This is a genomic window from Paracoccus fontiphilus (assembly GCF_017356265.1).
In the GTDB taxonomy this organism is placed as follows: Bacteria; Pseudomonadota; Alphaproteobacteria; order Rhodobacterales; family Rhodobacteraceae; genus Paracoccus; species Paracoccus fontiphilus.
Map to the genome: position 1 here is coordinate 41544 of NZ_JAFNAW010000015.1, position 24942 is coordinate 66485.

The 24942-nt window shown below is 68.6% G+C and carries 27 protein-coding genes; 8 read left to right on the plus strand and 19 right to left on the minus strand.

The genetic code is table 11. The features are described from left to right. Genes J0F76_RS07660 through uxaC form a run of 8 tightly spaced genes read right to left on the minus strand, consistent with a single transcriptional unit; the run spans window position 1 to window position 7532 of the window. The gene (locus J0F76_RS07660; RefSeq protein WP_207467477.1) at window positions 1-1422 is read right to left on the minus strand and encodes a mannitol dehydrogenase family protein; all 1422 of its coding nucleotides are present in this window, start codon (window positions 1420-1422) and stop codon (window positions 1-3) included. Then, a complete protein-coding gene (gene kduD, locus J0F76_RS07665) occupies window positions 1400-2140 on the minus strand; it encodes a 2-dehydro-3-deoxy-D-gluconate 5-dehydrogenase KduD (RefSeq protein WP_207467479.1) in 741 nt (246 codons plus the stop codon). Before kduD ends, J0F76_RS07660 begins: the two co-directional genes overlap by 23 nt. After that, window positions 2137-2964, minus strand: coding sequence for a 5-dehydro-4-deoxy-D-glucuronate isomerase (kduI, locus tag J0F76_RS07670; protein WP_207467481.1), 828 nt, complete (start codon window positions 2962-2964; stop codon window positions 2137-2139). The genes kduD and kduI overlap by 4 nt, the downstream gene beginning before the upstream one ends. 11 nt (window positions 2965-2975) lie before the next feature. Continuing rightward, window positions 2976-3257 carry a cupin domain-containing protein gene (locus tag J0F76_RS07675; protein WP_207467483.1) on the minus strand — a complete coding sequence of 94 codons (282 nt, stop codon included), beginning with the start codon at window positions 3255-3257 and terminating at the stop codon, window positions 2976-2978. Continuing rightward, window positions 3254-4534, minus strand: a complete 1281-nt coding sequence (locus J0F76_RS07680) for a TRAP transporter large permease (protein WP_207467485.1) — start codon at window positions 4532-4534, stop codon at window positions 3254-3256. The genes J0F76_RS07675 and J0F76_RS07680 overlap by 4 nt, the downstream gene beginning before the upstream one ends. Before the next feature lies 1 nt (window position 4535). Next, window positions 4536-5069, minus strand: coding sequence for a TRAP transporter small permease (locus J0F76_RS07685; RefSeq protein WP_207467487.1), 534 nt, complete (start codon window positions 5067-5069; stop codon window positions 4536-4538). Between the two features lie 59 nt (window positions 5070-5128). Continuing rightward, the gene (locus tag J0F76_RS07690) at window positions 5129-6103 is read right to left on the minus strand and encodes a TRAP transporter substrate-binding protein (protein WP_207467490.1); all 975 of its coding nucleotides are present in this window, start codon (window positions 6101-6103) and stop codon (window positions 5129-5131) included. Window positions 6104-6125: 22 nt separating this feature from the next. Next, complete coding sequence (gene uxaC, locus J0F76_RS07695; RefSeq protein WP_207467492.1) at window positions 6126-7532, minus strand: glucuronate isomerase; 1407 nt, start codon at window positions 7530-7532, stop codon at window positions 6126-6128. Window positions 7533-7624: 92 nt separating this feature from the next. On the opposite strand from uxaC, the gene J0F76_RS07700 reads away from it, so the two are divergent. Both J0F76_RS07700 and J0F76_RS07705 read left to right on the plus strand, forming a co-directional pair. Further along, window positions 7625-8323 (plus strand): GntR family transcriptional regulator, encoded by a 699-nt coding sequence (locus J0F76_RS07700; RefSeq protein WP_341351570.1) that lies wholly within the window; start codon window positions 7625-7627, stop codon window positions 8321-8323. A 37-nt stretch (window positions 8324-8360) separates the two neighbouring features. Continuing rightward, complete coding sequence (locus J0F76_RS07705) at window positions 8361-8930, plus strand: ImuA family protein (RefSeq protein WP_207467494.1); 570 nt, start codon at window positions 8361-8363, stop codon at window positions 8928-8930. A gap of 58 nt (window positions 8931-8988) precedes the next feature. Here J0F76_RS07705 and J0F76_RS07710 read toward each other — a convergent pair whose 3' ends face one another. From J0F76_RS07710 to J0F76_RS07735, 6 genes are all read right to left on the minus strand, one after another. Next, complete coding sequence (locus tag J0F76_RS07710) at window positions 8989-9900, minus strand: TonB family protein (protein ID WP_207467496.1); 912 nt, start codon at window positions 9898-9900, stop codon at window positions 8989-8991. Then, window positions 9897-10385 (minus strand): TonB system transport protein ExbD, encoded by a 489-nt coding sequence (gene exbD, locus J0F76_RS07715; RefSeq protein WP_207467499.1) that lies wholly within the window; start codon window positions 10383-10385, stop codon window positions 9897-9899. The genes J0F76_RS07710 and exbD overlap by 4 nt, the downstream gene beginning before the upstream one ends. Window positions 10386-10388: 3 nt before the next feature. After that, window positions 10389-11519 carry a tonB-system energizer ExbB gene (gene exbB, locus J0F76_RS07720; RefSeq protein ID WP_207467501.1) on the minus strand — a complete coding sequence of 377 codons (1131 nt, stop codon included), beginning with the start codon at window positions 11517-11519 and terminating at the stop codon, window positions 10389-10391. 152 nt (window positions 11520-11671) lie between these two features. Next, window positions 11672-12700 carry a siderophore-interacting protein gene (locus J0F76_RS07725; RefSeq protein ID WP_207467503.1) on the minus strand — a complete coding sequence of 343 codons (1029 nt, stop codon included), beginning with the start codon at window positions 12698-12700 and terminating at the stop codon, window positions 11672-11674. A 124-nt stretch (window positions 12701-12824) separates the two neighbouring features. Beyond that, the gene (locus J0F76_RS07730) at window positions 12825-12977 is read right to left on the minus strand and encodes a hypothetical protein (RefSeq protein WP_207467505.1); all 153 of its coding nucleotides are present in this window, start codon (window positions 12975-12977) and stop codon (window positions 12825-12827) included. Between the two features lie 29 nt (window positions 12978-13006). Next, on the minus strand, window positions 13007-13273 hold the full coding sequence (locus J0F76_RS07735) for a hypothetical protein (protein ID WP_207467508.1): 267 nt from the start codon (window positions 13271-13273) through the stop codon (window positions 13007-13009). A gap of 9 nt (window positions 13274-13282) precedes the next feature. Here J0F76_RS07735 and mobA point away from each other — a divergent pair, with 9 nt between their 5' ends. Together mobA and J0F76_RS07745 are read left to right on the plus strand one after the other, a co-directional pair. Then, window positions 13283-13900, plus strand: a complete 618-nt coding sequence (mobA, locus tag J0F76_RS07740; RefSeq protein ID WP_207467510.1) for a molybdenum cofactor guanylyltransferase MobA — start codon at window positions 13283-13285, stop codon at window positions 13898-13900. Window positions 13901-13928: 28 nt separating this feature from the next. After that, entirely contained in the window at window positions 13929-14642 is a 714-nt protein-coding gene (locus tag J0F76_RS07745; RefSeq protein ID WP_207467512.1) for a tryptophan-rich sensory protein, read from the plus strand. Here J0F76_RS07745 and J0F76_RS07750 read toward each other — a convergent pair. Next, window positions 14603-15997 (minus strand): cryptochrome/photolyase family protein, encoded by a 1395-nt coding sequence (locus J0F76_RS07750; RefSeq protein WP_242690058.1) that lies wholly within the window; start codon window positions 15995-15997, stop codon window positions 14603-14605. The two genes, J0F76_RS07745 and J0F76_RS07750, sit on opposite strands and share 40 nt — an antisense overlap. 119 nt (window positions 15998-16116) lie before the next feature. Here J0F76_RS07750 and cobA point away from each other — a divergent pair, with 119 nt between their 5' ends. Both cobA and J0F76_RS07760 read left to right on the plus strand, forming a co-directional pair. Next, on the plus strand, window positions 16117-16857 hold the full coding sequence (cobA, locus tag J0F76_RS07755; protein WP_207467515.1) for a uroporphyrinogen-III C-methyltransferase: 741 nt from the start codon (window positions 16117-16119) through the stop codon (window positions 16855-16857). Window positions 16858-16970: 113 nt separating this feature from the next. Beyond that, window positions 16971-20462, plus strand: coding sequence for a M10 family metallopeptidase C-terminal domain-containing protein (locus tag J0F76_RS07760; RefSeq protein WP_242690059.1), 3492 nt, complete (start codon window positions 16971-16973; stop codon window positions 20460-20462). Here J0F76_RS07760 and queG read toward each other — a convergent pair. From queG to J0F76_RS07780, 4 genes are all read right to left on the minus strand, one after another. After that, entirely contained in the window at window positions 20431-21480 is a 1050-nt protein-coding gene (gene queG, locus J0F76_RS07765) for a tRNA epoxyqueuosine(34) reductase QueG (protein ID WP_207467517.1), read from the minus strand. The genes J0F76_RS07760 and queG overlap by 32 nt on opposite strands. Window positions 21481-21526: 46 nt before the next feature. Then, window positions 21527-22213, minus strand: coding sequence for an FtsZ-binding protein FzlA (gene fzlA / locus J0F76_RS07770; RefSeq protein WP_207467519.1), 687 nt, complete (start codon window positions 22211-22213; stop codon window positions 21527-21529). A gap of 79 nt (window positions 22214-22292) precedes the next feature. Beyond that, entirely contained in the window at window positions 22293-23000 is a 708-nt protein-coding gene (mtgA, locus tag J0F76_RS07775; protein ID WP_207467522.1) for a monofunctional biosynthetic peptidoglycan transglycosylase, read from the minus strand. A 32-nt stretch (window positions 23001-23032) separates the two neighbouring features. After that, window positions 23033-23563, minus strand: coding sequence for a DUF1269 domain-containing protein (locus tag J0F76_RS07780; protein ID WP_207467524.1), 531 nt, complete (start codon window positions 23561-23563; stop codon window positions 23033-23035). Window positions 23564-23649: 86 nt separating this feature from the next. On the opposite strand from J0F76_RS07780, the gene J0F76_RS07785 reads away from it, so the two are divergent. Both J0F76_RS07785 and J0F76_RS07790 read left to right on the plus strand, forming a co-directional pair. Continuing rightward, the gene (locus J0F76_RS07785; RefSeq protein WP_207467527.1) at window positions 23650-24021 is read left to right on the plus strand and encodes a hypothetical protein; all 372 of its coding nucleotides are present in this window, start codon (window positions 23650-23652) and stop codon (window positions 24019-24021) included. Window positions 24022-24106: 85 nt separating this feature from the next. Beyond that, window positions 24107-24556, plus strand: a complete 450-nt coding sequence (locus tag J0F76_RS07790; protein WP_207467529.1) for a DoxX family protein — start codon at window positions 24107-24109, stop codon at window positions 24554-24556. Window positions 24557-24942 lie beyond the last annotated feature (386 nt).

Genomic DNA, 24942 nt, shown 5'->3' on the forward strand with positions numbered 1-24942 from the left:
TCACCCCACCGCTTCGACGCCCGCCACCATCGCCCGCGCACCGTCCCGCACCAGCCCCGACAGCGCCGCCGTCAGATTCGCCGCAAACCCCGCGTCGTCGCGCAGCGCGGGCGGGAACACTTCGGCCACGGCCAGAAACCCCGCGACCGTCTGCGCCGGATCGTCGCGCCACAGGGCGGCAAGACGGGGAGCCAGCGGGTCCTTGACCTCGATCGCCGCGCCCCGTTCGTCGCGCCCCGACGCGTAGCGCATCCAGGCCGCGACAGCCAAGGTCAGCCCCGGCACTGCCCGTCCCGCCGCCCGGCTTTCCGCGATGGTCCCCAGGATGCGCTGGGGCAACTTCTGGCTGCCGTCCATGGCGATCTGCCACGACCGGTGCCGGATCGCCGGATTGGCATAGCGTGCGGCCAGCGCCTCGGCATAGGCGCCCAGATCCTCACCCGGCGGAGGCGTCAGCGCCGGGATGATCTCGTCGCGCCACAAACGCCGCACGAAATGGGCGAAGACCGGATCGGACATGGTGTCGGCGATGGTCTCGTGCCCCGCCAGATAGCCCAGATAGGCGAGGCTGGAATGCGTGCCGTTCAGCATCCGCAGCTTCATGTGCTCATAGGGGGTCACGTCGGCGACCATCTGCACGCCGACCCGTTCGAAGGCGGGGCGGGAGCCGCAGAAGCTATCCTCGATGACCCACTGGCGGAAGGGTTCGTGCATCACCGGTGCCTCGTCGCGGGTTCCGGTGGCGGCTTCCAGCCGGTCCAGATCGGCGGGCGTGGTGGCGGGAACGATGCGGTCCACCATGGTCGAAGGAAAGGCGCCGTTCGTCTCGATCCAGTCCGCCAGCGCCGGGTCGATCAGCCGGGCCAATTCCCCCACCACCCCCCGGACCACCCGGCCATTGTCGGGCAGGTTGTCGCAGCACAGGACCGTGAAGGGCGGCTGGCCCGCCGCATGGCGAAGGGCCAGCGCGCGGACCAGGAAGCCCGGCGCGGAACGCGGCAGCGGGTTTTCCAGGTCATGCGCGATGTCGGGATGGTCGCGGTTCAGCCTGCCGGTGGACGGCTCGTGGCAGTAGCCCTTTTCCGTCACCGTAAGGCTGACGATATGAGTGTCGGGCGCGGCCATGGCGTCCAACACCGCTTGGGGGTCTTCGGGCGCAACCAGCACGTCGCGCAGCACCGTGACCACCTGCGGCTTTTCTCCGTCGGGTCCAAGCTCGACCGCCGTATAGGCCCAGCCCTGCGGTTTCAGCCTGTCGCGCGTGCCCGGCGATTGCAGCGAGACGCCGGTAATGCCCCAACCGCCCGCCTCGGCCACGTAGATCGCGCCATGCGCGCGGAAGAAGGCCCCGAGGCCCAGGTGGACGATGCCTGCCTTGGTCGTGGGTTCGCGATGCAGCCTATCGTGCAAGCCAGCCTCCATCGACGTTCAGGACCGCGCCGTTGATGTAGTCCGAGGCGGGGGCGGACAGGAACACGGCGGTCTGGCCGATGTCCTCGGCCCGGCCCCAGCGGCCTGCGGGAATGCGGTCCAGGATCGCGCGGGACCGGTCGGGATCGGCGCGCAGGGCTGAGGTGTTGTTGGTTTCGATGTAGCCCGGTGCGATGGCGTTGACGTTGAGGCCCGACGCCGCCCATTCGTTCGCCATCAGCTTGGTCAGGCCCGCCACGCCGTGTTTCGACGCGGTATAGGACGGCACCCGGATGCCGCCCTGGAAGGACAGCAGGGACGCGATGTTGACGATCTTGCCCCGCCCGCGCGGCAAGGCTGCCTTGGCGAAGGCTTGGCAGGTGAAGAACAGCGCCTTGAGGTTGGTGTCCATCACCTCGTCCCAGTCGGCCTCGGAGAACTCGACCGCGTCGGCGCGGCGGATGATGCCGGCATTGTTGACCAGGATGTCGATGCGCTCGGACGCGAACACGTCGCGCGCGGCCATGGGATCGCTGAAATCCAGCCGCAGCCCGCGCCCTGCCTTTTCAGAAACTTGGCCCATCAGCGCCAGCGTCTCGTCGCAATCGCGGCGGCCCGCGGCGATGACCTGCGCGCCAGCCTGCGCCATCGCCACGGCGATCGCCTGTCCGATGCCGGTGTTGGCGCCGGTCACAAGCGCGGTTTGACCCTCCAGCGAAAAGGGGTTCACCGCAGATCCTCCGGCTGGATGAAGTCCATGTCGGTGTAGTCCACGTTGTCGCCCGCCATGGCCCAGATGAAGGTATAGCCGCCGATGCCCGCGCCCGAATGGACCGACCAGGGGGGCGAGATCACCGCCTGTTCGTTGGCGACGAACAGGTGGCGGGTTTCCTGCGGCTCTCCCATCAGGTGCAGGACGCGCGCTTCCGGTGCCATGCCGTGATACAGATAGGCCTCCATCCGGCGGTCGTGGACGTGCGACGGGATGGTGTTCCAGACCGACCCGTCCTCCAGCGTGGTATAGCCCAGCACCAGTTGGCAGCTTTCCATGACCAGCGGGTGGATGAACTGGCGGATGGTGCGCTTGTTGGACGTTTCCACCGCGCCGGTCTTCATCTCCTTGGCCTCGGCTACCGTGATAAGGCGGCAGGGCAGTTCCCGATGCGCGGGGCAGGACGCGATGTAGAACCGCCCGTTGCCGCTGAACGTCACCGCGCCGGATCCCATGCCCAGATACAGGACATCGCCCTTCTTCATCTCCCATGTCCGGCCCGCCGCCGTGACGCTGCCGGTGTCGCCGATGTTCACGATGCCCATCTCTCGCCGTTCCAGAAAGGTGCCGGTCTTGGTTTCCTCGATCTTGTCCAAGGTGATGTCGGCGCCGTTCGGGACCGCGCCGCCGACCACGAAGCGGTCGTAATGGGTATAGACCAGCCGGACCTCGGCATCGGCAAACAGCCCCTCGGCCAGGAAATGCCGGCGCAGGTCCGCCGTGTCCATGCGCTTGGCATGGTCGGGATGGATCGCGTGGCGGGTTTCGACATGGGTGGTCATGGCAGGGCCTTTCACAGGAAATCGTCGCGGCGGGGGGTGAAGCTGTCGATCAGCACGCCCCCCTCCAGGCATTCGCAGCCGTGCTCGGCGCCCGAGGGGATCACGAAGGCGTCGCCCGGCCCGACCTCGAAGTCGCGGCCGTCCATCGTGAAGCGGTAGCGGCCCGACTGCACATAGGTCGATTGCACATGGGGGTGGCTGTGCAGCGCCCCCCGGTCGCCCGCCTCGAAGGCGAAGCGGACGACCATCAGGTCGGGCGCATGGGCCAGGACGGTGCGGACGGGATCGCTCATTTGAACACCCCCGGCAGCCACAGCGACAGGGCGGGGATGTAGGTGACCATCAGCAGCACGATCAGGCCTGCCGCATAGAAGGGCCAGACGCTGCGCATCGCCTCCCAGATGGAGATCCGCGCCACGGCGGCGGCGACGAACTGGACGGGGCCCAGCGGCGGGGTGTTCAGGCCGATCCCCAGGTTCAGGATCATGATGACGCCGAAATGCACGGGGTCCACGCCGAAGGCCGCCACGACCGGCAGGAAGATCGGCGTGGTGATGATGATCAGGGGCGACATGTCCATGAAGGTGCCCAGGACCAGCAGCACGATGTTGATCATCAGCAGGATCACGAAGGGATTGTCGGATACCGACTGCATCCAGTTCAGCGAGATCTGCGCCACTTGCAGATAGGCCATCAGCCAGCCGAAGGCCCCCGCCATGCCGATGATCAGCAGCACCATCGCGGTCGTGCGCACCGCCTGCTGGGTTGCGTGGACGAAGTCCTGCCACGACATGCTGCGATAGACCACCATCGTCACCAGCAGCGCGTAAAGGACCGCGATGCACGAGCTTTCGGTGGCGGTGAAGACGCCCGAGCGCACGCCGCCGAAGATGATCGCGATCAGCAGCATTCCCGGCAGCGACTGGATCAGGAAATAGCCCACGCGGGCGAAGCCGGGGAAGGCCTCGGTCGGATAGCCGCGCTGGCGGGCGACGACATAGGCGGTGACGGACAGGGCGGCGGCCAGCAGCAGGCCCGGAATGATCCCGGCGGTGAACAGGTCGGCGATGGAGATCCGCCCCCCGCCCGAGATCGAGTAGATGATCATGTTGTGGCTGGGCGGCAGCAGCAGCGCGATCAGCGCCGCCATCGAGGTCACGTTGACCGCATAGTCCGCGCCGTATCCGCGCGCCTTCATCTGCGGGATCATGATGCCGCCGACCGCCGCCGCCTCGGCCACCGCCGACCCGGAAATGCCGCCGAACAGGGTCGAGGCGGCGATGTTGACCTGTCCCAGCCCGCCCCGGACATGGCCGATCAGCGATCCGGCGAAGGCCACGATCCGGGCGGCGATGCCGCCGCGCACCATCAGGTCGCCCGCGAAGATGAAGAAGGGAATGGCCATCAGCGTGAAGACCGAAATCCCCGCCGACAACCGCTGGAACACCACCAGCGGCGGCAGGCCCAGATAGCCGACGGTCGCCAGGCTGCTGATGCCCAGGCAAAAGGCGATCGGCGTGCCGATCAGCATAAGCAGCGTGAAGACGCCGAACAGGATCAGGTATTCCATCTTACGCCTCGGTCATCAGGATGTCGTCGGCGTCGGGCTGCGCCTCGACGGTGCGGCCCGACAGGCGGTTGAGCAGGTGTTCCAGCACGAACAGGGTCATCAGCACGCCCCCCGCGAACAGCGGCATGTAGCCGAAGCCGCCGGGCAGGCCGATCACCGGCAGGGTCGATTCCCAGGTCTTGGCCATCAATTGCCAGCCATAGACCGCCATGCCGACGCTGAAGGCCAGCACAGCCAGGTCGGACAGCGCGCGCAGCCAGGTCCCCGCGCTGTCGGGCAGGAAGAACAGCAGCACGTCGAAGCCCATGTGGAAGCTTTCATGGACCCCCACCGCCGATCCCAGGAAGATGAACCAGCTCATCAGCAGGATCGCCACGGGTTCGACCCACAGCAGGCTGTCGTTCAGGACATAGCGGAAGAAGACCTGGGCAAAGACGATGATCGTCATCGCCACCAGTCCTGTGCCCGCCAGCCACAGGCTGGCGCGGGAAAGCCAGGCGTTCAGGCGCGACAACGCGGCGATGCTGCGGTGCATGGCGTCACCCCTCGATAGTGTGGAAGAAAGGCCCGCGGCAGGGGCCGCAGGCCGGTGTGTCACTTGGTTTCGCGGATGCGCTTGACCAGATCCTGTTCTTCGGGCGTGTCGGCATATTTTTCATAGACAGGGGCCATCGCCTCGATGAAGGCGGTCTTGTCCACGTCCTTGATGACCTCGGCCCCGGCGGCCACGACCTTTTCCTCGCTGGCCTTTTCCTGTTCCGCCCACAGGCGGCGCTGCACCGTGGCCGAGTTCCTGGCGGCCGTGCGCAGGATCTCCTGGTCCTCGGGGGTCAGCTTTTCCCAGGCGGTCTTGGACACCGCGACCAGTTCCGGCACCATCAGGTGCTGGTCCAGCGTGAAGTATTTCGCCACTTCGGCATGGCCCGAGCTGTCATAGGACGGAAAGTTGTTCTCCGCCCCGTCGATCACACCGGTCTGGATGGACGAATACACCTCGCCATAGGGCATCGGCGTGGCGTTGGCGCCAAGGGCCGACATCATGTCCACGAAGACGTCGTTCTGCATGACGCGGAACTTCATGCCCTTCAGATCCTCGACCGACTGGATGGGCTTTTGCGAGTTGTAGAAGTTGCGCGCCCCGCCGTCGTAATAGGCCAGCGCGATCAGGTCTTTCTCGGCAAAGGCCGCCGCGATCTCCTCGCCGATGGGGCCGTCCATCACCGCGTGCTGGTGTTCGGGCGAGGTGAACAGATAGGGCAGCGACAGGGTCTGCGTGACCGGCACGATGTCGTTGAACGACCCGAAGGACGCGCGGACCATGTCGATCACGCCGAACTGGGTCTGCTCGATGGTGTCCTTCTCCTCGCCCAGCTGGGACGACGGGAAGACCTCGATGCAGATGCGGCCGCCGGTCTTTTCCTTGACCTCGGCGGCCATCGCCTTGACGCCCTCGACGGTGGGATAGCCGTCGGGGTGGGTGTCGGACGACCGCAGGGTCGTTTCGCATTCAGCGGCGGCGAAGGATGCCGTGGCAATCAGCGCGGCAAGCGTGGTGGTCAAAAGCTTCATGGTGTCCTCCCGTTGGTGAAGCTCAAAGCTTGTAGGCCTTCTTGGCGAGGCCATAGGTCAGGTCGTGGGCCAGTTCGGACGCTTCCTCCTCGTGAAGGCGTCCAGTGGCGACCAGGGTGGCAAGGAAGCTGCAATCGACGCGGCGCGCGACATCGTGGCGCGCGGGGATCGAGCAGAAGGCGCGGGTGTCGTCGTTGAAGCCCACGGTGTTGTAGAAGCCGGCGGTTTCCGTCGCCATCTGGCGGAAGCGCATCATGCCTTCGGGACTGTCGTGGAACCACCAGGGCGGGCCAAGCCGCAGGCAGGGATAGACGCCCGCCAGCGGGGCCAGTTCGCGCGAATAGCTGGTCTCGTCCAGGGTGAACAGGATCACCGTCAGGTCGGGGCGCATCCCGACCGCGTTCAGCAGCGGGCGCAGGGCGGCGACGTAGTCGGTGCGGCCGGGAATGTCGAAGCCCTTGTCGCGGCCATGCGCGGCCATCACCGGGTCCGAATGGTTGCGCCGCGCGCCCGGATGGATCTGCAGGACCAGCCCGTCCTCCAGGCTCATCCGCGCCATCTCGGTCAGCATCTGGCCCCGAAAGGCGTCGGCCTCGTCCGGGGTGCAGTGGCCACGCAGGGCCTTGCCGAACAGCGCGGCGGCATCGGCCTGCGGCAGATCCTCGGTCCGCGCCGTGGCGTGGCCATGGTCGGAGGAGGTCGCGCCGTGGTCCTTGAAGAACGCCCGCCGCGCCCGATGCGCGTCAAGGTAGCCGCCCCAGCTGGCGGTGTCGAACCCGGTCTGCTGCCCCAGCAGCGCCACGTTGTCGGCAAAGCCCGCCATCTCGGGGTCCACCACGCCGTCGGGGCGATAGGCGGTGACGACCCGGCCATTCCAGCCCGATTCGCGGATCATCCGGTGCCAGCGCAGGTCGTCGGTCGCGGGTTCGGTGGTGGCGATGACCTCGATGTTGAAGCGGTCGAACAGCGCGCGCGGGCGGAATTCGGGACGCGACAGGCAGTCGGCGATATGGTCGTAGTACCAGTCGGCCGTATCCGCCGACAGGCGCCGGTCGATGCCAAAGACATGCTGGAAGCTGTGGTCCAGCCACAGCCGGGACGGCGTGCCCCGAAGCAGGTGGTAGTGCCGCGCGAACAGCCGCCAGATGGTCCGCCCATCCGTTTCCGTGGCCCCGCCATCGACGCGCGGCACCCCCAGGTCGGTCAGCGCGATCCCCTGCGAGCAGAGCATCCGGAAGACGTAGTGGTCGGGCGTGACGAACAGTTGCGCAGGATCGGGAAAGGGCTGGTCCTCGGCGAACCAGCGGGGATTGGTATGCCCGTGCGGGCTGACGATGGGCAGGTCGCGAATCCCGTCGTAAAGGGCACGCGCCAGATCGCGGGCGCGTCCTTCCAGCGGGAACAGCCGGTCCTCGTCCAGCAAGCCCATCCTCTTCCTCCCTCGAGTCGTGCTTGTTTTCTTGTCCGCAAACTAATATGCTAGTTTTCAAGAATGGTCAATCCGGGTTCCGAGGGGCTGCTGTGCCAAAGGGATTATCCACTGCCGAACTTCCCCCGCTGGAGGAGATGCGCGCCCGGTCCGTGACCGACCAGATCTTCGATCTGCTTTATGACCGCGTCGTGAACCTGACCCTTCCTCCCCGCGCCAAGCTGTCCGAGGCCGAGGTCGCCGCGCAGATGGGCGTCTCGCGCCAGCCGGTGCGCGATGCCTTTTACCGCCTGTCGCAGCTTGGCTTCATCCAGATCCGCCCGCAGCGCGCGACAATCGTGACGCCGATCTCCGAGGAGGCGGTGCTGCAGGCCTATTTCATCCGCGCCGCGCTGGAGGAATCCTGCATGCGCGTCGCGACGGCCCGGCTGACCGATGACCATCTCAAGGCGCTGGCGGTCTTGCTGGACTTGCAGGCGCGTGAGATCGCGGCAGGCAACCGCGCGGGCTTTCACGCCCTGGACGACCAGTTCCACCACGACATCTGCGCCTTTGCCGGGCTGGAATTCGTCTGGATCTTGGTCAAGGAGAACAAGGGCCACATGGATCGCGCGCGATACCTGAGCCTGTCCTATGGCGCGGACACGGCCTTTGCCGAGCATGTCCAGATCCTCGACGCCCTGCGCCGGCGCGATGCCGAGGCGGCCGTGGCGACCATCCGCCAGCATCTCAGCCGGATCGAGGGGATCATCGCCCAGTTGCGCATCGACCAGCCGCAGGTCTTCGGCTGACGCTTTACAGGGGCGAATGTTCCTGTAATGTTCTGGAATGCCCGACCGTGACCTGCCGACCCGACCCGCATCCTTTCCCCTGCGCCCCGCCCGGATGCACGAGGTCGAGGGCGCCGGGCGCCGTGTCTTCGCGCTGTATCAGGCGCTGCATCATCCGGGGCCTCTGTTCTGGTTCCTGCGAGCCCATGAGCAGGGGGTGCCCTTCCTGTGGGGCCTGCCGCCCGGCATCGCGGCCCGCCTGTATCTGGTTCATGCCGCAAGCGAGGCGGACCTGCTGTGGACGGTCGAGGAAGCGCTGCGCAGCCCCGCCGCCGGCCTTGTCGTGGCCGAGCCGCAGGAGCCCTTGTCCCTGACCGCGGGCCGCCGGATGCAGCTTGCGGCCGAGGCGGGGCGAACCACCGCGATCATGCTGATCCGCCAGGGCGCGGGCTGCAACGCGGGGGAAACGCGCTGGCATTGCCGCCCTTTGCCGTCTTCGCGCGGACAGGCGCTGCACGAATGGCGGCTGCTGCGGGACAAGCGCGGGGTGCCGAAAGCCTGGGTGCTGGACTGGAACGGCAGGGGGCCGGATGTCGCCATCCTGTCCGAGGCAACCGCAGATGTCTGACCTTTCGCCTTCTAACCCCTGCCAGCGAAAAAGGGGGGGCTGTCGCCCCCCGGTTTCGTCAACGGACCTGCAGGTTGATCGGCAGCTGGAAGCTGTAGCTTGCATCCGTCAGGCCGGCGGGTGCGCGAGGGCAGCGCCCGGCGCGCTGCGCGGCCTGCACCGCCGCCTGGTCAAGGGCGGGATTGCCGGACGATCCCCCGATGCCGACGCCCTGGATGGACCCGCTGCGCGAGACCGCCAGGTTCAGCACCACCCTTCCGCCTTCGCGCACGCCGCGTGGGGCGGATGCCCGACGGCTGATGCAGGACCGGATCTGGCCGCCCCATTGCGACATCAGGCTTGCCTTCTGCTGCGGGCTTGGACCCGCCGCGCCGCTGCCACCCGCGCCTTGCGGGGCGCGGCGTGCCTGTTGCTGCTGCGGCGCGGGCTGTTCCTGACGGCGCGGCTCGGCCTGGCGCTGGGGTTCCGGCTCGCGGCGCTCTCGCCGGGGTTCGGGGTCGCGCCGGGGTTCCCGTTCGGGTTCCGGCTCGCGCTCGGGGCGGCGCTGCGGGCGGGCCGAACTGTTCAGCACCACCTCGGGCGGGGTTTGCAATTCCGGGGGCGCGGGCGGGAACAGGTCGGCCATGTCCTCCAGCGGTTCCATCTGCGGCAAGGGAGGCAGTTCCAGAGGTTCGACGACCTCCTCGGGCTCCGGTTCAGGCTCGGGCTCGGGTTCGGGCTGTGGTTCCGGTTCCACGGGCTCCTCGGATGCTTCCTCGACCGGCTCCTCGGTCGGGGCGACCGACTCCTCGGCCACTTCCTCGGCGGGGGCCAGGTCGACGAAGACGGGCTGGGGCAGGCCCGGCGGGGCGGCGGCCTCGGCCTGCCGCATGATCCACAGCGCGCCGCCCAGATGCAGCGCCAGCACCAGGACCGAGGCGCCGCCCCACAGGGCGCCGTCGCGCATCACGCGGCTGGCGCGCCCGCTCATCGGGCGGGTTCCGCAACCGGTGCCGGAGCGGGGGCCGCGCCGGGCACGACCGGGGGCACGCCGGCCGATGTCGATTCAAGCCCCACAAGGGCGATCTTCAGGTAGCCGGTGTCGCGCAGGGCGTTCATCACCTCCATCAGGTCGCCATAGGCGACCTCGCGGTCGGCGCGCAGGAAGATGCGCTGTTCGCGGTCGCCTTCGGTCGCCTCGGCCAGGGCGGCGGCAAGGCCGCCCGGCGCGATGTCCGTGTTGCCAAGCGCCAGCGTCAGGTCGGGCTTGACGGTCACATAGACCGGCTGGTCCGGGCGCTGCGCCGGGGTGGCGTTGGACACCGGCAGATCGACGTTCACATCGACCGTCGCCAGCGGCGCCGCGACCATGAAGATGATCAGCAGCACCAGCATCACGTCGATGAAGGGCGTGACGTTGATCTCGTGGTTTTCCTCGAGATCGTCGCCGCCGCCTTCGCGAATCCTGCTGGCCATGGCCTATTCCCCCGGTGCGGCGGCGGTCACGCCGCGAAAGTCCAGGTCGCGGCTGACCAGCTGGCGCACGCCCGCCGCCGCATTGGCCAGGCGCAGGCGATAGCCGGTGATGCCGCGGGCGAAGACGTTGTAGATCACCACGGCGGGGATGGCCGCGACCAGGCCGATGGCGGTGGCCAGCAGCGCCTCGGCGATGCCCGGCGCCACGACGGCCAGGTTGGTAGTCTGGGATTCGGAGATCCCGATGAAGCTGTTCATGATCCCCCACACGGTGCCGAACAGGCCCACGAAGGGCGCGGTGGACCCGATGGTCGCCAGAACGCCCGTGCCCCGGCCCATGCGGCGGCCCGCCACCGCCTCGATCCGTTCCAGTTGCGAGTCGACGCGTTCCTTGATGCCGCCGTCGCCCGCAATGTCCAGGGCGGGCTGGGACCGGCGGTATTCCTCGGCGGCTTGGCGGACCATCCGCGAGACCGCGTCGCGGCGGCTGCCGCTGGCGGCAACGGCGGCGGTCAGGCTTTCGGCGCGCTGGATGCGGCGGATGCCGCCTTGCGCGGCGGCGCTTGCGCCCCACAGTTCCAGCGCCTTCACGACCAGAACCGTCCAGGTGATGACCGAGGCGAAGGCCAGCCCGATCATCACGCCCTTGACCACCCAGTCGGCGGCCCAGAACATGCCCATCGGCGACAGGTCGTGGGGCAGGTTCGGATCGCGCGCGGGCGGGGTCAGGATGGGCACCAGCGCGTCCTGCATGGACTGCGGCAGGAACTCGGCCACGGGGGCGGGTTCGGCGGGGACAGGCGTTTCGGCCACCGGCGTTCCCGGGACGGCAGGCGCGGCGGGCGTCGCGCCGGGAGCGGTCGGCGCGGGTGCCGCGACATCGGCTGGAGCCCCGCCCCCGATCGCCGTGGGCGCTGCCGAGGGTGCTTGGGCGGGGACCGTGTTTGCCGGAACCTCGGGCGCTGGGGTCGCGGGGGCAGCCGCTGCCGGGGGCGTTGCCGCCGGGGCTGCGGGCTGGGTTTGCGGGGCGGTCGGGTTCGGCGCGGTGTCCTGTGCCTGGGCCATGGGGGCCAGCAGGCAGGCAAGCGTGACGGCGACACTCGCACTCAGTCGCGGCAGCGGCAGGTTGGTCATGGCGTTCCTTGGTTCTTGATCCGCAGTCCTGCGGACGGTTCGCATCCGGGAACCCGGCATCCGCAAGTCTCAACGCCCAGCCCCGCAAGTTAACGGGGGTATCCGGCAACCATGTAAAATTGTCAACTATTCAGATCGCCCGAGGCGGCCTTTCAGGCGCTCCAATAGGCCGCCAGATGGGTGCGCGCCTTGTCGATGCCCAGGTCGTCGACGATCGCGGCCTTCAGCGGGGCAAGTCGCGACCGTTCGGTGGCCAGCCAGATTCGCTCGGCTTCGGTCCCCTCCAGGCGCAGGCGGTCCGCCAGCGCGGCCTCGCCCCGGGGCGCGTGGATCACCCGGATGCCGGGGTGGTCGGGCAGGGGATAATCGGCGCGCGCGCCGAACAGGTGGCATTCGCCCGTCACGGCGGGGGCGGCGGCTTCCAACGCGCGGGCCAAGGCCGGATAGGCGGTCTCGTCCCCGCCGATCAGCAGGGTGGCGCCCCGGGCCACGCCGCCGCCGCCCGGCCCGGTCAGGCCGACAAGGGCACCCGGCGTGGCATCCTGGGCAAAGCCGCAGGCGCGGCCGCCCTTGTGGACGAAGATGTCGGTTTCCAGCCAGCCTGCGGCAGGGTCGATGTGGCGGACGGTGTAGGCGGGCCGGTGCAGGGCCGCGCCTCCCTTGGGCCAGAGAGTCTGGCCGTCGTCGCCGATCACAGGCCAGACGGGCCTTGCCGTGCCGGGCGGCTGCAGGATTAGGCGGAAGTGGATCAGGTCGCGGGCGAAGCGGGCTAGGTCGCCGCCTTCCAGCCGCAGGCGCAGGAAGTCGGCGCCGATAGGCGTCACGCGTGCCACCCGCGCCAGGCTGAAGTTCGGCGGAAACGCGCCGGGCCGGTCCAGCGAGGACCAGGCGATCCGCTGGCCGGGCAGGTGTTTCTGCACGTGGTGGGTCACGGCTTCCAGCAGGCTGTGCAGCCGGTCGCGCGCATGGGCGCGGACATAAAGGATGCTGCCAGACGGCCCCATCCTGGCGCCGAACTCGTCGCCCCCCGGCACCTTGCACCAGGTGGACCGGCCGTGGCCGTCATGCAGGTCCAGCCCGTGTTCGGCGGCCTCGGCCCGGACAAGGGCATCGACGTCCGCAAAGGGCAGGTCGGGCAGGCTGGCCTCGGTCTGGTACGGGGGCAGGGGGTCGTGGCGCATGGCTGAACCTGAGGACGATGTCTTGGCATCGGCTAGGCATTCCGACCAATCGTGTCAAGAAACGTGTCCAGCCCTGCCGCCCCGCGCATGGGCGCGCGTCGAAGGCAAGGCGACCGTCCGCCGTTCAAGCCTTGCCGCCCCATCCCGCCTGCCGGAAGCTGCCATGGCGGCGCAGCCGTTCAAGGGCATAATGGGCGCGCCAGCGGGCGATGCTGTGCGGGGGCAACATGGGCCGCATCCGTATTCCAGCGGGAACCTTCAAGACGCTCAGGGTCATGGGCCCGGGGTCGGGCGTCCCGGACCCCTTCAGGCGGCCATGTCCGGCGTCGATCCGTTGACCGGCGCGGCCTGGCTGGCCGCGATCATCGCGCGAACGGATCGGGGCAGGAAGACCTGCTGCCCCCTGAACGGCGCCGTCCGGACGCAGCAAGGCACCCCGGGTTCTTCCTTCCGGCCTGCGCTTTTGCCGCCAGCGTTCGAGGGGGCGGACAGCGGCGGGTGCAGCTGGCCCGCGCTGGCTGCCGTCTCGAGGCGCGGCGGGGCGATCTTGCCTTGCGCGCGGGATGGCGCCACAACGGGGCCATGATCCGCCCCCCCGCCATCATCCTTGCCGGAGGTCTCGCGACCCGCATGGGCGGTGGCGACAAGTGCCTGCTGGATCTGGACGGCCGCCCGATGCTGGCCGAGGTCATCGCGCGCCTGGCCCCGCAATGCGGCGCCGTCGCCCTGAACGCCAACGGCGATCCCGCGCGCTTTGCGGCCTTCCGTCTGCCCGTGCTGCCCGACAGCCTGCCCGGTTTCCCGGGGCCGCTGGCGGGCATCCTGACGGGGATGGATTGGGCAGCCTCGCTTGGCGCGGGGGCGGTGGTCAGCGTGGCGGGCGACACGCCCTTCTTCCCGCGCGATCTGGTCGCGCGCCTTGCGCAGGCGGGACATGGCATCGTTCTGGCCGCCGGCCTGGACGAGGCGGGGCAGGCGACGGACCACCCGACCTTCGGGCTGTGGCCCGTGGCGCTGCGCGACGACCTGAGGGCCTTCCTCGCCTCGGGGCAACGGCGGGTTCGCGGCTTTGCCCGGGCGCATGGCGCCACCACGGTTGCCTGGGACGCCCGGCCAGTCGATCCCTTCTTCAACATCAACACGCCCGAGGATCTGGCGCGGGCGCGGCGCGCAGGAACGGCGGGCGAGGAATCGCGTTAGACGTCGAACGCTTCACGCCGCAGGTCCCATGCCCCGCCTTCTTCCCCTTCTTGTTCTTGTCGCGGCGATCGCCTTCGCCGTATCCCCCTTCCTGTCCAACGGGTTCGGCGGCTATCGGCCCGACCAGTTCCCGATCCCGCAGGCCGATCCGCCGATCCAGCCCGCGGGATGGGCCTTCTCGATCTGGGGGCTGATCTATGCCTGGCTGGTGGCCGGGTCCGCCTTCGGCCTGTGGAAGCGGGCCGCCGAACCGGACTGGCAGCCGATGCGGCCCGCGCTGCTGGTCAGCCTGGCCCTTGGCGCCTTCTGGATCGAGACCGCCCATCGGACCCCCATCGGGGCGACGGTGCTGATCGTGGCCATGCTGGTGCCTGCCCTTCTGGCCTTTCTGCGCGCGGGTCGGAAGGACGCGGTCTGGCAGGTGCGGCCGGTAGCGCTTTACGCCGGGTGGCTGACCGCGGCGACGGGGGCGTCCTTCGGCATGGTGCTGGGGGGATACGGCCTGATGTCCGAGCAGGCGGCGGCGATCCTGGGCCTGGCTGGCGTGACAGCGGCGGCCCTGCTGGTCCAAGGCCGCAGGCCGGCGGAATGGGCCTATCCTGCCGGGGTCGTCTGGGCGCTGGCGGGCATCGTCGCGGCGAACCTGTCGCCGGTGAACGTGCCGGTCGCGGCGCTGGCGGTCCTGGCCGCGCTGCTGCTGGCCTATCGCGCCGCCGCGTCGCGCCGTGCGAAGCTGCGATAGGCGGCCAGGGCGCGCTGCCGGCCCTGGTCAAGCGCGATCATGGGGGGCGGCCGGTCCGCCGGATCGATGCGCCATGACCGGGGCGCTGCTTGTGCGAACTGGCGCGCGCCCTCGGCATCCGGGTCCAGCCAATGGTTGCGATACCGGTGCCCGGGGTCGAACTTCGTCCCCTGCGCGTCGGGGTTGAAGACCCGGAAGAACGGCGAGGCATCCGGCCCGCAGCCCGCGACCCATTGCCAGTTCATCGCATTGTTCGCCGCGTCCCAATCGACCAGGCAGCGCGCGAACCAGTCCAGCCCGACGCGCCAGTCGATCATCAGGTGCTTGATCAGGAAGCTGGCCGCGATCATCCGCACGCGGTTGTGCATCCGGCCGGTCACGAACATCTCGCGCATCCCGGCATCGACCATGCCGACGCCGGTGCGCCCCTGCCGCCAGGCGTCTGCGGCGGGCCCGTCTGGCTCCCAGGAAAAACCGTTCCATTCCTTGCGCCAGCACAGCCGGTCCATGTCGGGCGAGGCGTGGAACAGATCGCGCGAAAAGTCCCGCCAAGCCAGTTCGCGCAGGAAATCCTCGATCCCGCCGCTGCCATGGTGCTGGGCATCGAGGGCGCGGTGCCAGATGCGGCGGGCGCTGATCTCGCCGACCGCAAGGGCATCGGCAAGCCCCGAGGTCGCATCGCCCTCGGCCGGGCGGTCGCGGCGTTCGGCATAGCGCGATGTCACGCGATCCAGAAAGGCGTCCAGCCTGTGGTTCGCGGCAGCCTCGCCCGCCTGGATGTGGGGGGCGACGACGTCCCAGCCCCGGTTCATCGCCACCCGCGCCTCGGGCCAGTCGGGGCCGTCGCTGGCGGGCCAGCGGTCGGGTGGGGTCAGGCGGGGGGCGGACAGGGGCGCGGCGATTCCTGTCTGGCGCAGGGCGCGCCAGAAGGGCGTGAAGACCTTAAAGCCCGTGCCCGTTTTCGTCCGCACGCTGCCGCGCGGCACCAGGTCGGCCAGCGGATGGAGGTGCAGCACCGCGCCCGCCGCCCCCGTGACCCCTTCCAGGCCCGCGTCCCGCGCAAAGGGCATCCCTTCCGAGGCATGGACCGCCACGGCCCCGCTGTCGCGGATGACCTGCGCCAGCACGGCGGCGGTGTCGCCGCGCCGGACGACCAGGCGGCTTCCCTGGGCCTGCAGGGCGGCGGACAGCGCCGGAAGGGCCATCGCCTGCCGCTGGGCGGATGCGGGATGGGCTGCTGCCTCGGCCGGATCGAGGATCACCAGGGGGATGACCGGCCCGTCCTGCGCGGCGGCAACCAGCGCGGGATGGTCGTCCAGCCGCAGAACCCGCCGGAACCAGCAGATGACGGTCATTGCACACCTTTCGCTCAGCACCTGCATGAGGCGTGGTTCGGGTGAAACTTTCAAGCCCCCGGCATTGTCTGGCGCGGCATGGGTGGTATAGCTGAAATCCCTCGCCGAAGGCTGCTTCCTTGTCCGATCCTGCCCGCCCCAACGGTTTCGTCTCGCTTGTCTCGGCCGGGCCGGGCGATCCCGAGTTGCTGACGCTGAAGGCCGCGAACCGCCTGGCCCAGGCCGAGGTGGTGCTTTACGACGACCTCGCCTCGGGTCCGGTGCTGGATCACGCGAACCCCGCGGCCGAGCTGATCGCGGTCGGAAAGCGCGCGGGCCGTCCCTCGGCCCGGCAGGACCATGTGAACGCCCTTCTGGTGGAACACGCCCTGGCGGGGCGCCGCGTGGTGCGGCTGAAATCGGGCGATTCGGGCATCTTCGGCCGGCTGGAGGAGGAACTGGTGGCCCTTGCCGCCGCCGGCGTGGCGTTCGAGATCGTGCCGGGCGTGACCTCTGCCAGCGCGGCGGCCGCGGCGGCGGGCATCCCGCTGACCCGCCGCCTGACCGCGCGGCGGGTGCAGTTCATCACCGGGGCCGACGTGACGGGCCGGCTGCCGGGCGACATCCACTGGGCCGCCATCGCCGATCCGGCGGTCACGACCGTTGTCTTCATGGGCCAGCGTAGCTTTCCCGAACTGGCCGCCGGCCTTCGCGCCCACGGCCTGCCCGGCGACACGCCCGCGCTGTTCGCGGAATCCGTGGGCCATCCCCACCAGCGGCTTCTTCGCACCACGGTGGACGACCTTGCGCGCATGATGGAAACGGCCGAGGTCACGCAGCCGGGCCTGATCATGTACGGGCCGCTGGCCTTCGATACTTAAAACTTCGTTAAATATCAAAAGGCAAATCGCTGTTCCGGTTGCCTGTCTTAGGGTTCTGTTAGGAAACCGCCCCGCTGCGGGATGTTCCAACCTGAACGCGCAAGCCGGATACGATGATTTCCTCCCGTCACGTGGTCACCTATGGGGCCGCGCAAACCCGATGGTTGTCTGGCGTCACCGATCTGGCCTTGTCCAGGGTCGACGGCAACTGGCTGCTGTTCGCGGTCAATGCGACGGGCGGGGTCAGCAGCTATCGCGTCAGCGACCCCGACGCGCCTCTGGCGCAGGTCAACACCCAGGCCTTTCCGTCAAGCCTGACCTATCACGCCCGTCCGTCCCTGACCCTGATCGGCACGCCCGGCGGGCATCGCCTGCTGGTCGAGGGCATGTCAGGCGCGGGGGTGGCGGGGCTTTCCGTGGGCCTCACCGGCACCCTGGGCGGCATCGGGCACCTGTTTCCCACGGACCGCATCGGCGGGCACCTGTCGGCCAGCGGCGACATGGCCACCGGCCGGGGCCAGTTCCTGTTTTCCGCCCGCCAGGACAGTCTTACCATCGAGGTCAGCCGGATCGCAGGCAACGGCAGCCTTGCGCCCGTCTCCTCGGTCACGCTTCCGGTGCCCCGGGGCGTGACCGAGGCATCGCTGGACAAGATCATCCTCGTGACCGTGGACGGGCAGCGGTTGCTGGTCGCCATCTCGGGCCTGGGCAACTTCGTCTCGACCCACGCGATCGGCGAGGATGGCACCCTGGGCAAGGGGACCATGCATGTCGCGGGCAGCGGGACGGGATATTACGTCCCTTCGGACATCGCGGCGATCCAGTTCGGCGCGCGCAGCTTCGTGGTGGTGGCGGGCGCGACCTCGTCGTCCTTGTCGGTGTTCCGCCTGGACAAGACCGGCGCGCTGACGGCGACCGATCATGTGGTGGACGAACTGACCACCCGCTTCCAGTCGGTGACGGCACTGGCCACGGCCGCCCTGGACGGGCGCGGGTTCGTCATCGCGGGCGGCGCCGATGGCGGCATCAGCGTCTTCACCCTGCTGCCCAACGGCAGGCTGCTGCACCTGCAGGACATCGTCGATACCGATGCCACGGCCCTGGGCAGGATCAGCGCGATCGAGGCGCAGGTCATCGACGGCAGGATCGTGCTGTTCGTCACCTCCCAGGCAGAGGCTGGCGTGACGCAGTTGGTCATCGACCCTGGTCGGATCGGCCTTACCGGCTTTGCCGGGACCGGCACCACGGGCGACGACCTGCTGGTCGCGACGGCCGCCACCAAGGCGCTTCAGGGCGGCGCGGGCGACGATATCCTGGTGACGGGCAGCGCCAACATCACCCTGACCGGCGGCGCGGGCGCCGACATCTTTGCCATCACCCGCTTCGACGGTCGTGTGGTCGTGACCGACTACGAGCCGGGGGTGGACCGGTTGGACCTGTCCATGCTGGGCATGATCCGCAGTACCTGGCAGTTGTCCTTCGCCCCGCAGTCCTGGGGGATGCGCATTGTCTATGGCAATTCGATCCTTGAGATACGGACCCGGTCGGGCAATGGCCTCGTGCCCACGGATTTCGGCAACGGCATGTTTCCCATCGGGCATTACTGGCTGCCCGCCCTGGACCCCGTCACGGTCGAGACGCCGCCGACGACCATCGGCAAGTGGATCTTCGGGACTGCCGGTGCCGACCAGCTTCTGGGCGCGGGGGGACCGGACGGCATCCAGGCGGGGACGGGCAACGACACCGTTTCCGCCGGGGCGGGAAACGACACCGTGCAGGGCCAGGCCGGCAACGACCTGCTGCGGGGCGGCAGCGGGTCGGACAGGCTGCTGGGGCAGGGCGGCAACGACAGCCTGTTCGGCGACGACGGCCATGACGACCTGCAGGGCCATGACGGCAACGACCTGATCCATGGCGGCGCCGGAAACGACACGCTGCGGGGCGGACCGGGCAACGACCTGCTTTACGGCGGGGCAGGCGCCGACCGGCTGCAGGGCGATGCGGGGAACGACACCCTGTCGGGTGACGACGACAGCGACCACCTCGAGGATCTGGGCGGCAACAACGTCCTGCTGGGCGGGCGGGGCAACGACACGCTGGTCGCCGGGACAGGTGCCGACCGCCTGTTGGGCGGCGAGGGGAACGACCTGCTGCGCGGGGGCGGGGGCAACGACGTGCTGAACGGGCAGCAGGGGAATGACGTCCTTTGGGGCGGGGGCGGCGCCGATCGGCTGGAGGACATTTTCGGCAACAACTTCCTGGCGGGCGAGGATGGCAACGATACCCTGATTGCCGGCGCAGGACGCGACATGCTGCGCGGCGGGACGGGCAACGACATCCTGCGGGCCGGCCTTGGCAACGACCGGCTGCTTGGCGACGATGGCGACGACCAACTGTTCGGTGAGGGCGGCGACGATGTGCTTGAAGGGGGCGCGGGCCGGGATCTCCTGGACGGCGGTTCCGGCAACGACCGGCTGAACGGCGGGGCCGGCAACGACAGCCTGCGCGGGGGCATCGGCAATGACTGGCTTGCCGACCTGCTGGGCTACAATCACCTGTCGGGCGGCGAGGGGAACGACACGCTGCGTGCGGGCGCGGGACTGGACAGCCTGTTCGGCGGCAGCGGCAACGATCTGCTGCAGGGCGGGGCGGGCGATGACCGGCTGTCCGGGGATGACGGGAACGATCGCCTTCATGGCGAGGCGGGAAACGACATCCTGGCCGATCTACTCGGAAACAACCTGCTGGACGGAGGCTTGGGGAACGACACCATGACGGCGGGGGCAGGGCGCGACACGCTTCTGGGCGGGCCGGGCAACGACAACCTGCGCGCGGGCGGGGGCAACGATGTCCTGAACGGCGGCGCCGGGAACGACAGGCTGCTTGGCGAGGCGGGGAACGATGCGCTTCTGGATCTTGTCGGCCACAACCGGATGTGGGGCGGCGCCGGTAATGACACGCTGACGGCCGGGTCGGGCAACGACGGCTTGAACGGCGACGCCGACAACGATGTCCTGCGCGGCGGGGCCGGCGCGGACACGCTGCGGGGCGGCTCGGGGAACGATCATCTTGACGGGCAGGGCGACAATGACAGCCTGTTCGGAGATGCCGGCAACGACTCGCTGTGGGGCGAGGGGGGCAACGACATGCTGTCGGGCGGCCTGGGCAATGATGTCCTGCAAGCGGGCGCGGGTCTCGACCGGCTTCTGGGCGATGCCGGAAACGACGCCCTCTCGGGGGGCGAGGGGCACGACACGCTGTGGGGCGGCCTGGGCGCGGACACGCTTATCGGCGGCGCCGGGGGCGATGTGCTGGCGGGCGGTGCGGGTGCGGATGTCTTCCGCTTCCTGTCCTTCGGCGACAGCCGGCCCATGCTGCCGGACGTCATCCAGGATTTCGCGGCCGGGATCGATCACCTGGATCTGCGTGCCTTCGGGCTGACCTTCATCGACGACGATGCCTTCAGCGCCGCGCGGCAGTTGCGATGGCACCCTGCCGGTCCGGAAACGCGCGTGATGGCCGATGTGAACGGCGACGGGCAGGCCGACCTCATGATCCGCCTTCTGGGGCGGATCACCCTGGATGCCGATGATTTCCTGTTGTGACCTGGGCCAGGCGTCTCACCGCCCATCGGGCCGCATCCGCCACCGCCGGATCGGGGTCGCCCGACAGATGGCGCGCGATCCCCGCCAGGCCCGCATCGCCCGAGTTGCCGATCGCATACAGCACGTTGCGCACGAAACGGTCGCGCCCGATGCGCTTGATCGGACTGCCTGAGAAACGCTGCCTGAAGCCCGCATCGTCCAGCATCGCAAGCTCGGCCAGCGGGGGGGCGGCGACGATGCCGCGATAGCGCATCTCGGACCCGGCCTGGGCGAACTTGTTCCAGGGGCAGACGGCCAGGCAGTCGTCGCAGCCATAGATGCGGTTGCCCAGAAGCGGCCGCAACTCGGGATCGACCGGACCCTTGTGCTCGATGGTCAGGTAGGAAATGCAGCGCCGCGCATCCAGCTGGAAGGGCGCGGGAAAGGCGCCCGTGGGGCAGGCATCCAGACAGGCGCGGCAGCTTCCGCAATGGGGAACCTCGGGCGCGTCGGGGGGCAGGGGAACCGTGGTGAAGATCGAGCCAAGGAAGAACCAGCTTCCCAGGTCGCGCGACAGAAGGTTGGTATGCTTGCCCTGCCAGCCCATGCCGGCCGCCTGCGCCAGCGGCTTTTCCATGACGGGCGCGGTGTCGACGAAGACCTTGATTTCCTCGCCCGGCGCCTGCTCCAGCAGCCAGCGGCCAAGCCGCTTCAGCCGCTTCTTGACAAGATCATGGTAATCGCGCCCCTGGGCATAGACGCTGATCGCCGCCCGGTCCCGCTGCCGCAGAACCCCCAGCGGGTCGTGGTCGGGCGTGTAAAGCTCGGCCAGGACGATCACCGATTTCGCCTCGGGCCACAGGGCGGCGGGATTGCCGCGCCAATGCGTGCGCTCTGCCATCCATTCCATCTGCCCGTGATGCCCGGCATCCAGGAACTGCTGCAGGCGTTCCGCGATCTCGGGCACCGCATCCGGCGTCGTGACCCGCATCCGCGAAAAGCCGACCGCCTCGGCCTCGGCGCCAAGACGTTCTTTCATCTTGGTCCAAATATCCCGGGGGGTCTGGGGGGCTGGCCCCCCAGCGCTATCCGAAATCAAGCTCGGCATAATGGGGGGCCGGATGGATGCCCGGCACCTGGTCGGCCAGGACGGACCGGAAGGCCGGGCGCGACTTGATGGTGGCATACCAGTCGCGCAGGATGTCCGACCGGTCCCAATCCACGTCCGAGATGTAGTCGAGGCAGGAAAAATGCGCGGCCGCGGTGAAGTCGGCCAGCGACAGGCTGTTTCCGGCCAGCCAGCGGCGGGTTTCCAGAAGCGTCGTCAGATAGTCGATATGGTCCTTGATCGCGCGCAGCCCGTCCTTGACCACGCGGCTGTCGGGATAGCCCTGGCGGGTGATCTTCTTCCACACCCGCTCGGTCAGGATCGGGACCGTGACCTCGGTGTTGAACTTGTCGTCGAACCAGGCGCAAAGGCGCCGCACCTCGTGGCGTTCCAGGGGGGTCGAAGGCATCAGCGCGGGCGAGGGGACGGCCTCGTCCAGGTATTCGATGATCGCTTGGCTTTCGGCCAGCATGTTGCCGCGATGGCGCAGTACGGGCAGCTTGCCCGCCGGGTTGCGGCGCTTCAGGTCGGGCGGGCTTTCCCAGTAACGCTCCTCGACCAGTTCGACCTCGATCTTCTTCTCGGCAAGCACCAGCCGCACCTTGCGGCAGAAGGGCGACAATGCCGAATGATAAAGCCTGGTGGTCTGGTTGTTGCTGTTCATCGCCTGCTTCAAGGTTCCCTGTCGTGCAATCCGGCCTTGATAAGCCCGTGTTCCCGCCGTTTCAACCGCAAGGGCCGGGTCACAGGCAGCCGGCGCGCCCGTCCCGCGCGATCGTCGCCGCGCCGTCGGCAATCGCCCGCGACCGGCCCGAGGCGCGGTTCGGGCTGCGGCTCTTGGGGGCGGGCAGGACGGCAGCCAGCCGGGCGGACTGCACGGGCGTCAGCTTGTCGGGCGTGGTGCCGAAATATTCGCGGGCCGCAGCCTCGATTCCGAAGATGCCGGGGCCGAACTCGGCCACGTTCAGATAGACTTCCAGGATGCGGCGCTTGGACCAGAAGGCCTCGATCATCGGTGTGAAGGCCGTTTCCAGAACCTTGCGCGTCCAGCTGCGCCCCTGCCACAGGAAGACGTTCTTCGCCGTCTGCTGCGTCAGGGTCGACGCCCCGCGCGACGAGCCCGAAGCGACGACCTTGCGGATTTCCACCATGTCGAAGCCCCAGTGCAGGCAGAAATTCGCATCCTCGGCCGCGACGACCGACCGGCGCAGGGCGGGGGCGATGTCGTCGATGTCCACCCAGTCGCGGGGCACGGTCGCCTCGGACACGATGGTCCAGGTGGTGGGTGGGTTGATCATGCCATAGAACATCACCAGCCCCACCATCAGCGCCAGGAAGCGGAGGGCCAGCCAGCGCAGCCAGATCAGCACGCGGCGCAGGGGACGCCAGCGGATGGCTGGCGCCGCCACGGAATCGACCGCCGGAGGGCTGAACAAAAGGCGAATGACCATGGGCCGCGTGTCTCATGCGGCCCGGCCTTGCGTCAAGCGCCCGTGACAGGAGGTGCGGCGGGCGCCGCGGGCGCCGTGCCGGACAGGGCGTCGCGCAGCCGGTCCTCGTCCTGCTGGGACAGGGATGTCTGCAGGACGCGCCCGCGATGCTGGAAGGATTGCAGCCGGTCCAAGACCTTGTCGGCGGTCAGCTTGCGCAGCAGCACGAAGACGGCCGATCCGCCCGGCGGCAGGGCGCGGGCCGTTTGCCGCATGAAGTCGTCGTTGATGCCCATGTCGGTCAGGCGCCCGGCAAGCGCGCCCGAGGCGGCGCCCACGGCCGCACCCAGCAGCGGATTCAGGAAGATCAGGCCGATGAACGTCCCCCAGAAGCCCCCGCCAAGCGCGCCTGCGGCGGTCAGGTTCACGGCCTGGTGCAGCTTGATGTCGTCCTCGGACGGGCGGGTGACGACAACGGCATCCTCCATCTCGATCAGGTATTCCCCCTGCATCTTCACCAGTTCGGCCCGCAGCTCGAACCCGGTGGCTTCGTCGTCGAAGGCGATGACGATCAGTTCCGACATGATCTTCCCTCCTTTGGGGCTGTGTCCTTCCAACGATGATGGTAGGGCGAGATTTCATTCTTGTGAACGGGCCGGTGGGAAAACGCTTGAACGCTGCCGGCCTGCCGCGCCATACCGGGACCATCCGCAACGATCCGGCCGCCTGGATGAGAGTTCTTGCCACATTCATGCTGATGGTGTCGCTTCTGGCATTGTCCGTCATGGCGGCAAGCGCGGACATCACGCGACCCCCTTGCGGTGCCCGGCTTCGCGCGGCCGACATGTGCCACGCCGTGGGCCTGCCCGGCAGCACGGCCGAGGCCGTCAAGAAACCGGGCCTCTGCTTCCTGTGCCTGACTGCGCCGGCAGCCAGTCTTGCCGCCCCCGTGCAGCCGCTGTCGCGCATCGCCGCGCGCTTCGGCGCAGTCGTGCCGGTGGGTGCCCGCCGGTCGCTTCCCTGGCGGCCGCCGCGCGCCTGATCTCCGACCGCACGAAACGGGCCCGTCCCGGGCCGACGCTGTTATCGTAGCGCCGCATTGCGGCTGCACGTTGCCGGAGATCATCATGACCGACTACAACACCACCGACACCTCTTTCATCATCCCGAAACTGCGAGGGCTTTATGCCGCGCTGGCGCCCTTGACGGTGCTTTACATGCGCGTCATCGCCGGCATCGCCTTCATGGTGCATGGCTGGCCCAAGATCACCGATCCCATGGGGCGCATCGGCATGGTCGAGGGTCTGGGCTTTCATCCCGGCTGGCTTTGGGCCCCGCTTCTGGCGGCCACCGAGTTCTTCGGCGGGCTGCTTCTGATCCTGGGCCTGTTGACGCGCCCGGCCGCCTTCGCCTGCTCCATCGTGCTGTGCGTCACCACCTACTTCCACTGGATCGTGCAGGCCGAAGGCTTTGGCGGTGCCGAGACATCACTGCTGTGGCTGGGCATCACGCTTTACTTCGTGACGCATGGCGGCGGCAGGTTCTCGGCCGATCGCGTGATCGGCAAGCAGTTCTGAAAGGCGCGACGGGGCGGGCGGCCTTCCGCCCCGTCGGCCATTCGCGGCGACGGGCGCGCTTTCGGCCGAGGACGATGATCACGTGCAGATCCTGCCTGCCGAAAGGGCACACTCCCCCCGACTGAGGGGCGCCGAAAGAATTTTTGGAGAAAAGTGATTTTTCCTGTTGCGCGCCATTTGGTGGGGGGCTATATGACGGTTCTCCGAAGGACGGGGCCGGATGGTTCGGGACTTCGGGAAGACAATTCGGGAATGGATGACCGGACGGGGCGTCGTGAAAGTGACGCTTGTTCCGCGATTTTCTTCCTTCTGCTTTTTGACATTGCTGGATATCTGAAGGGATATGTGGGCGGTTTGGTTGTTTGATCGACTGAGGAGCTTGCATA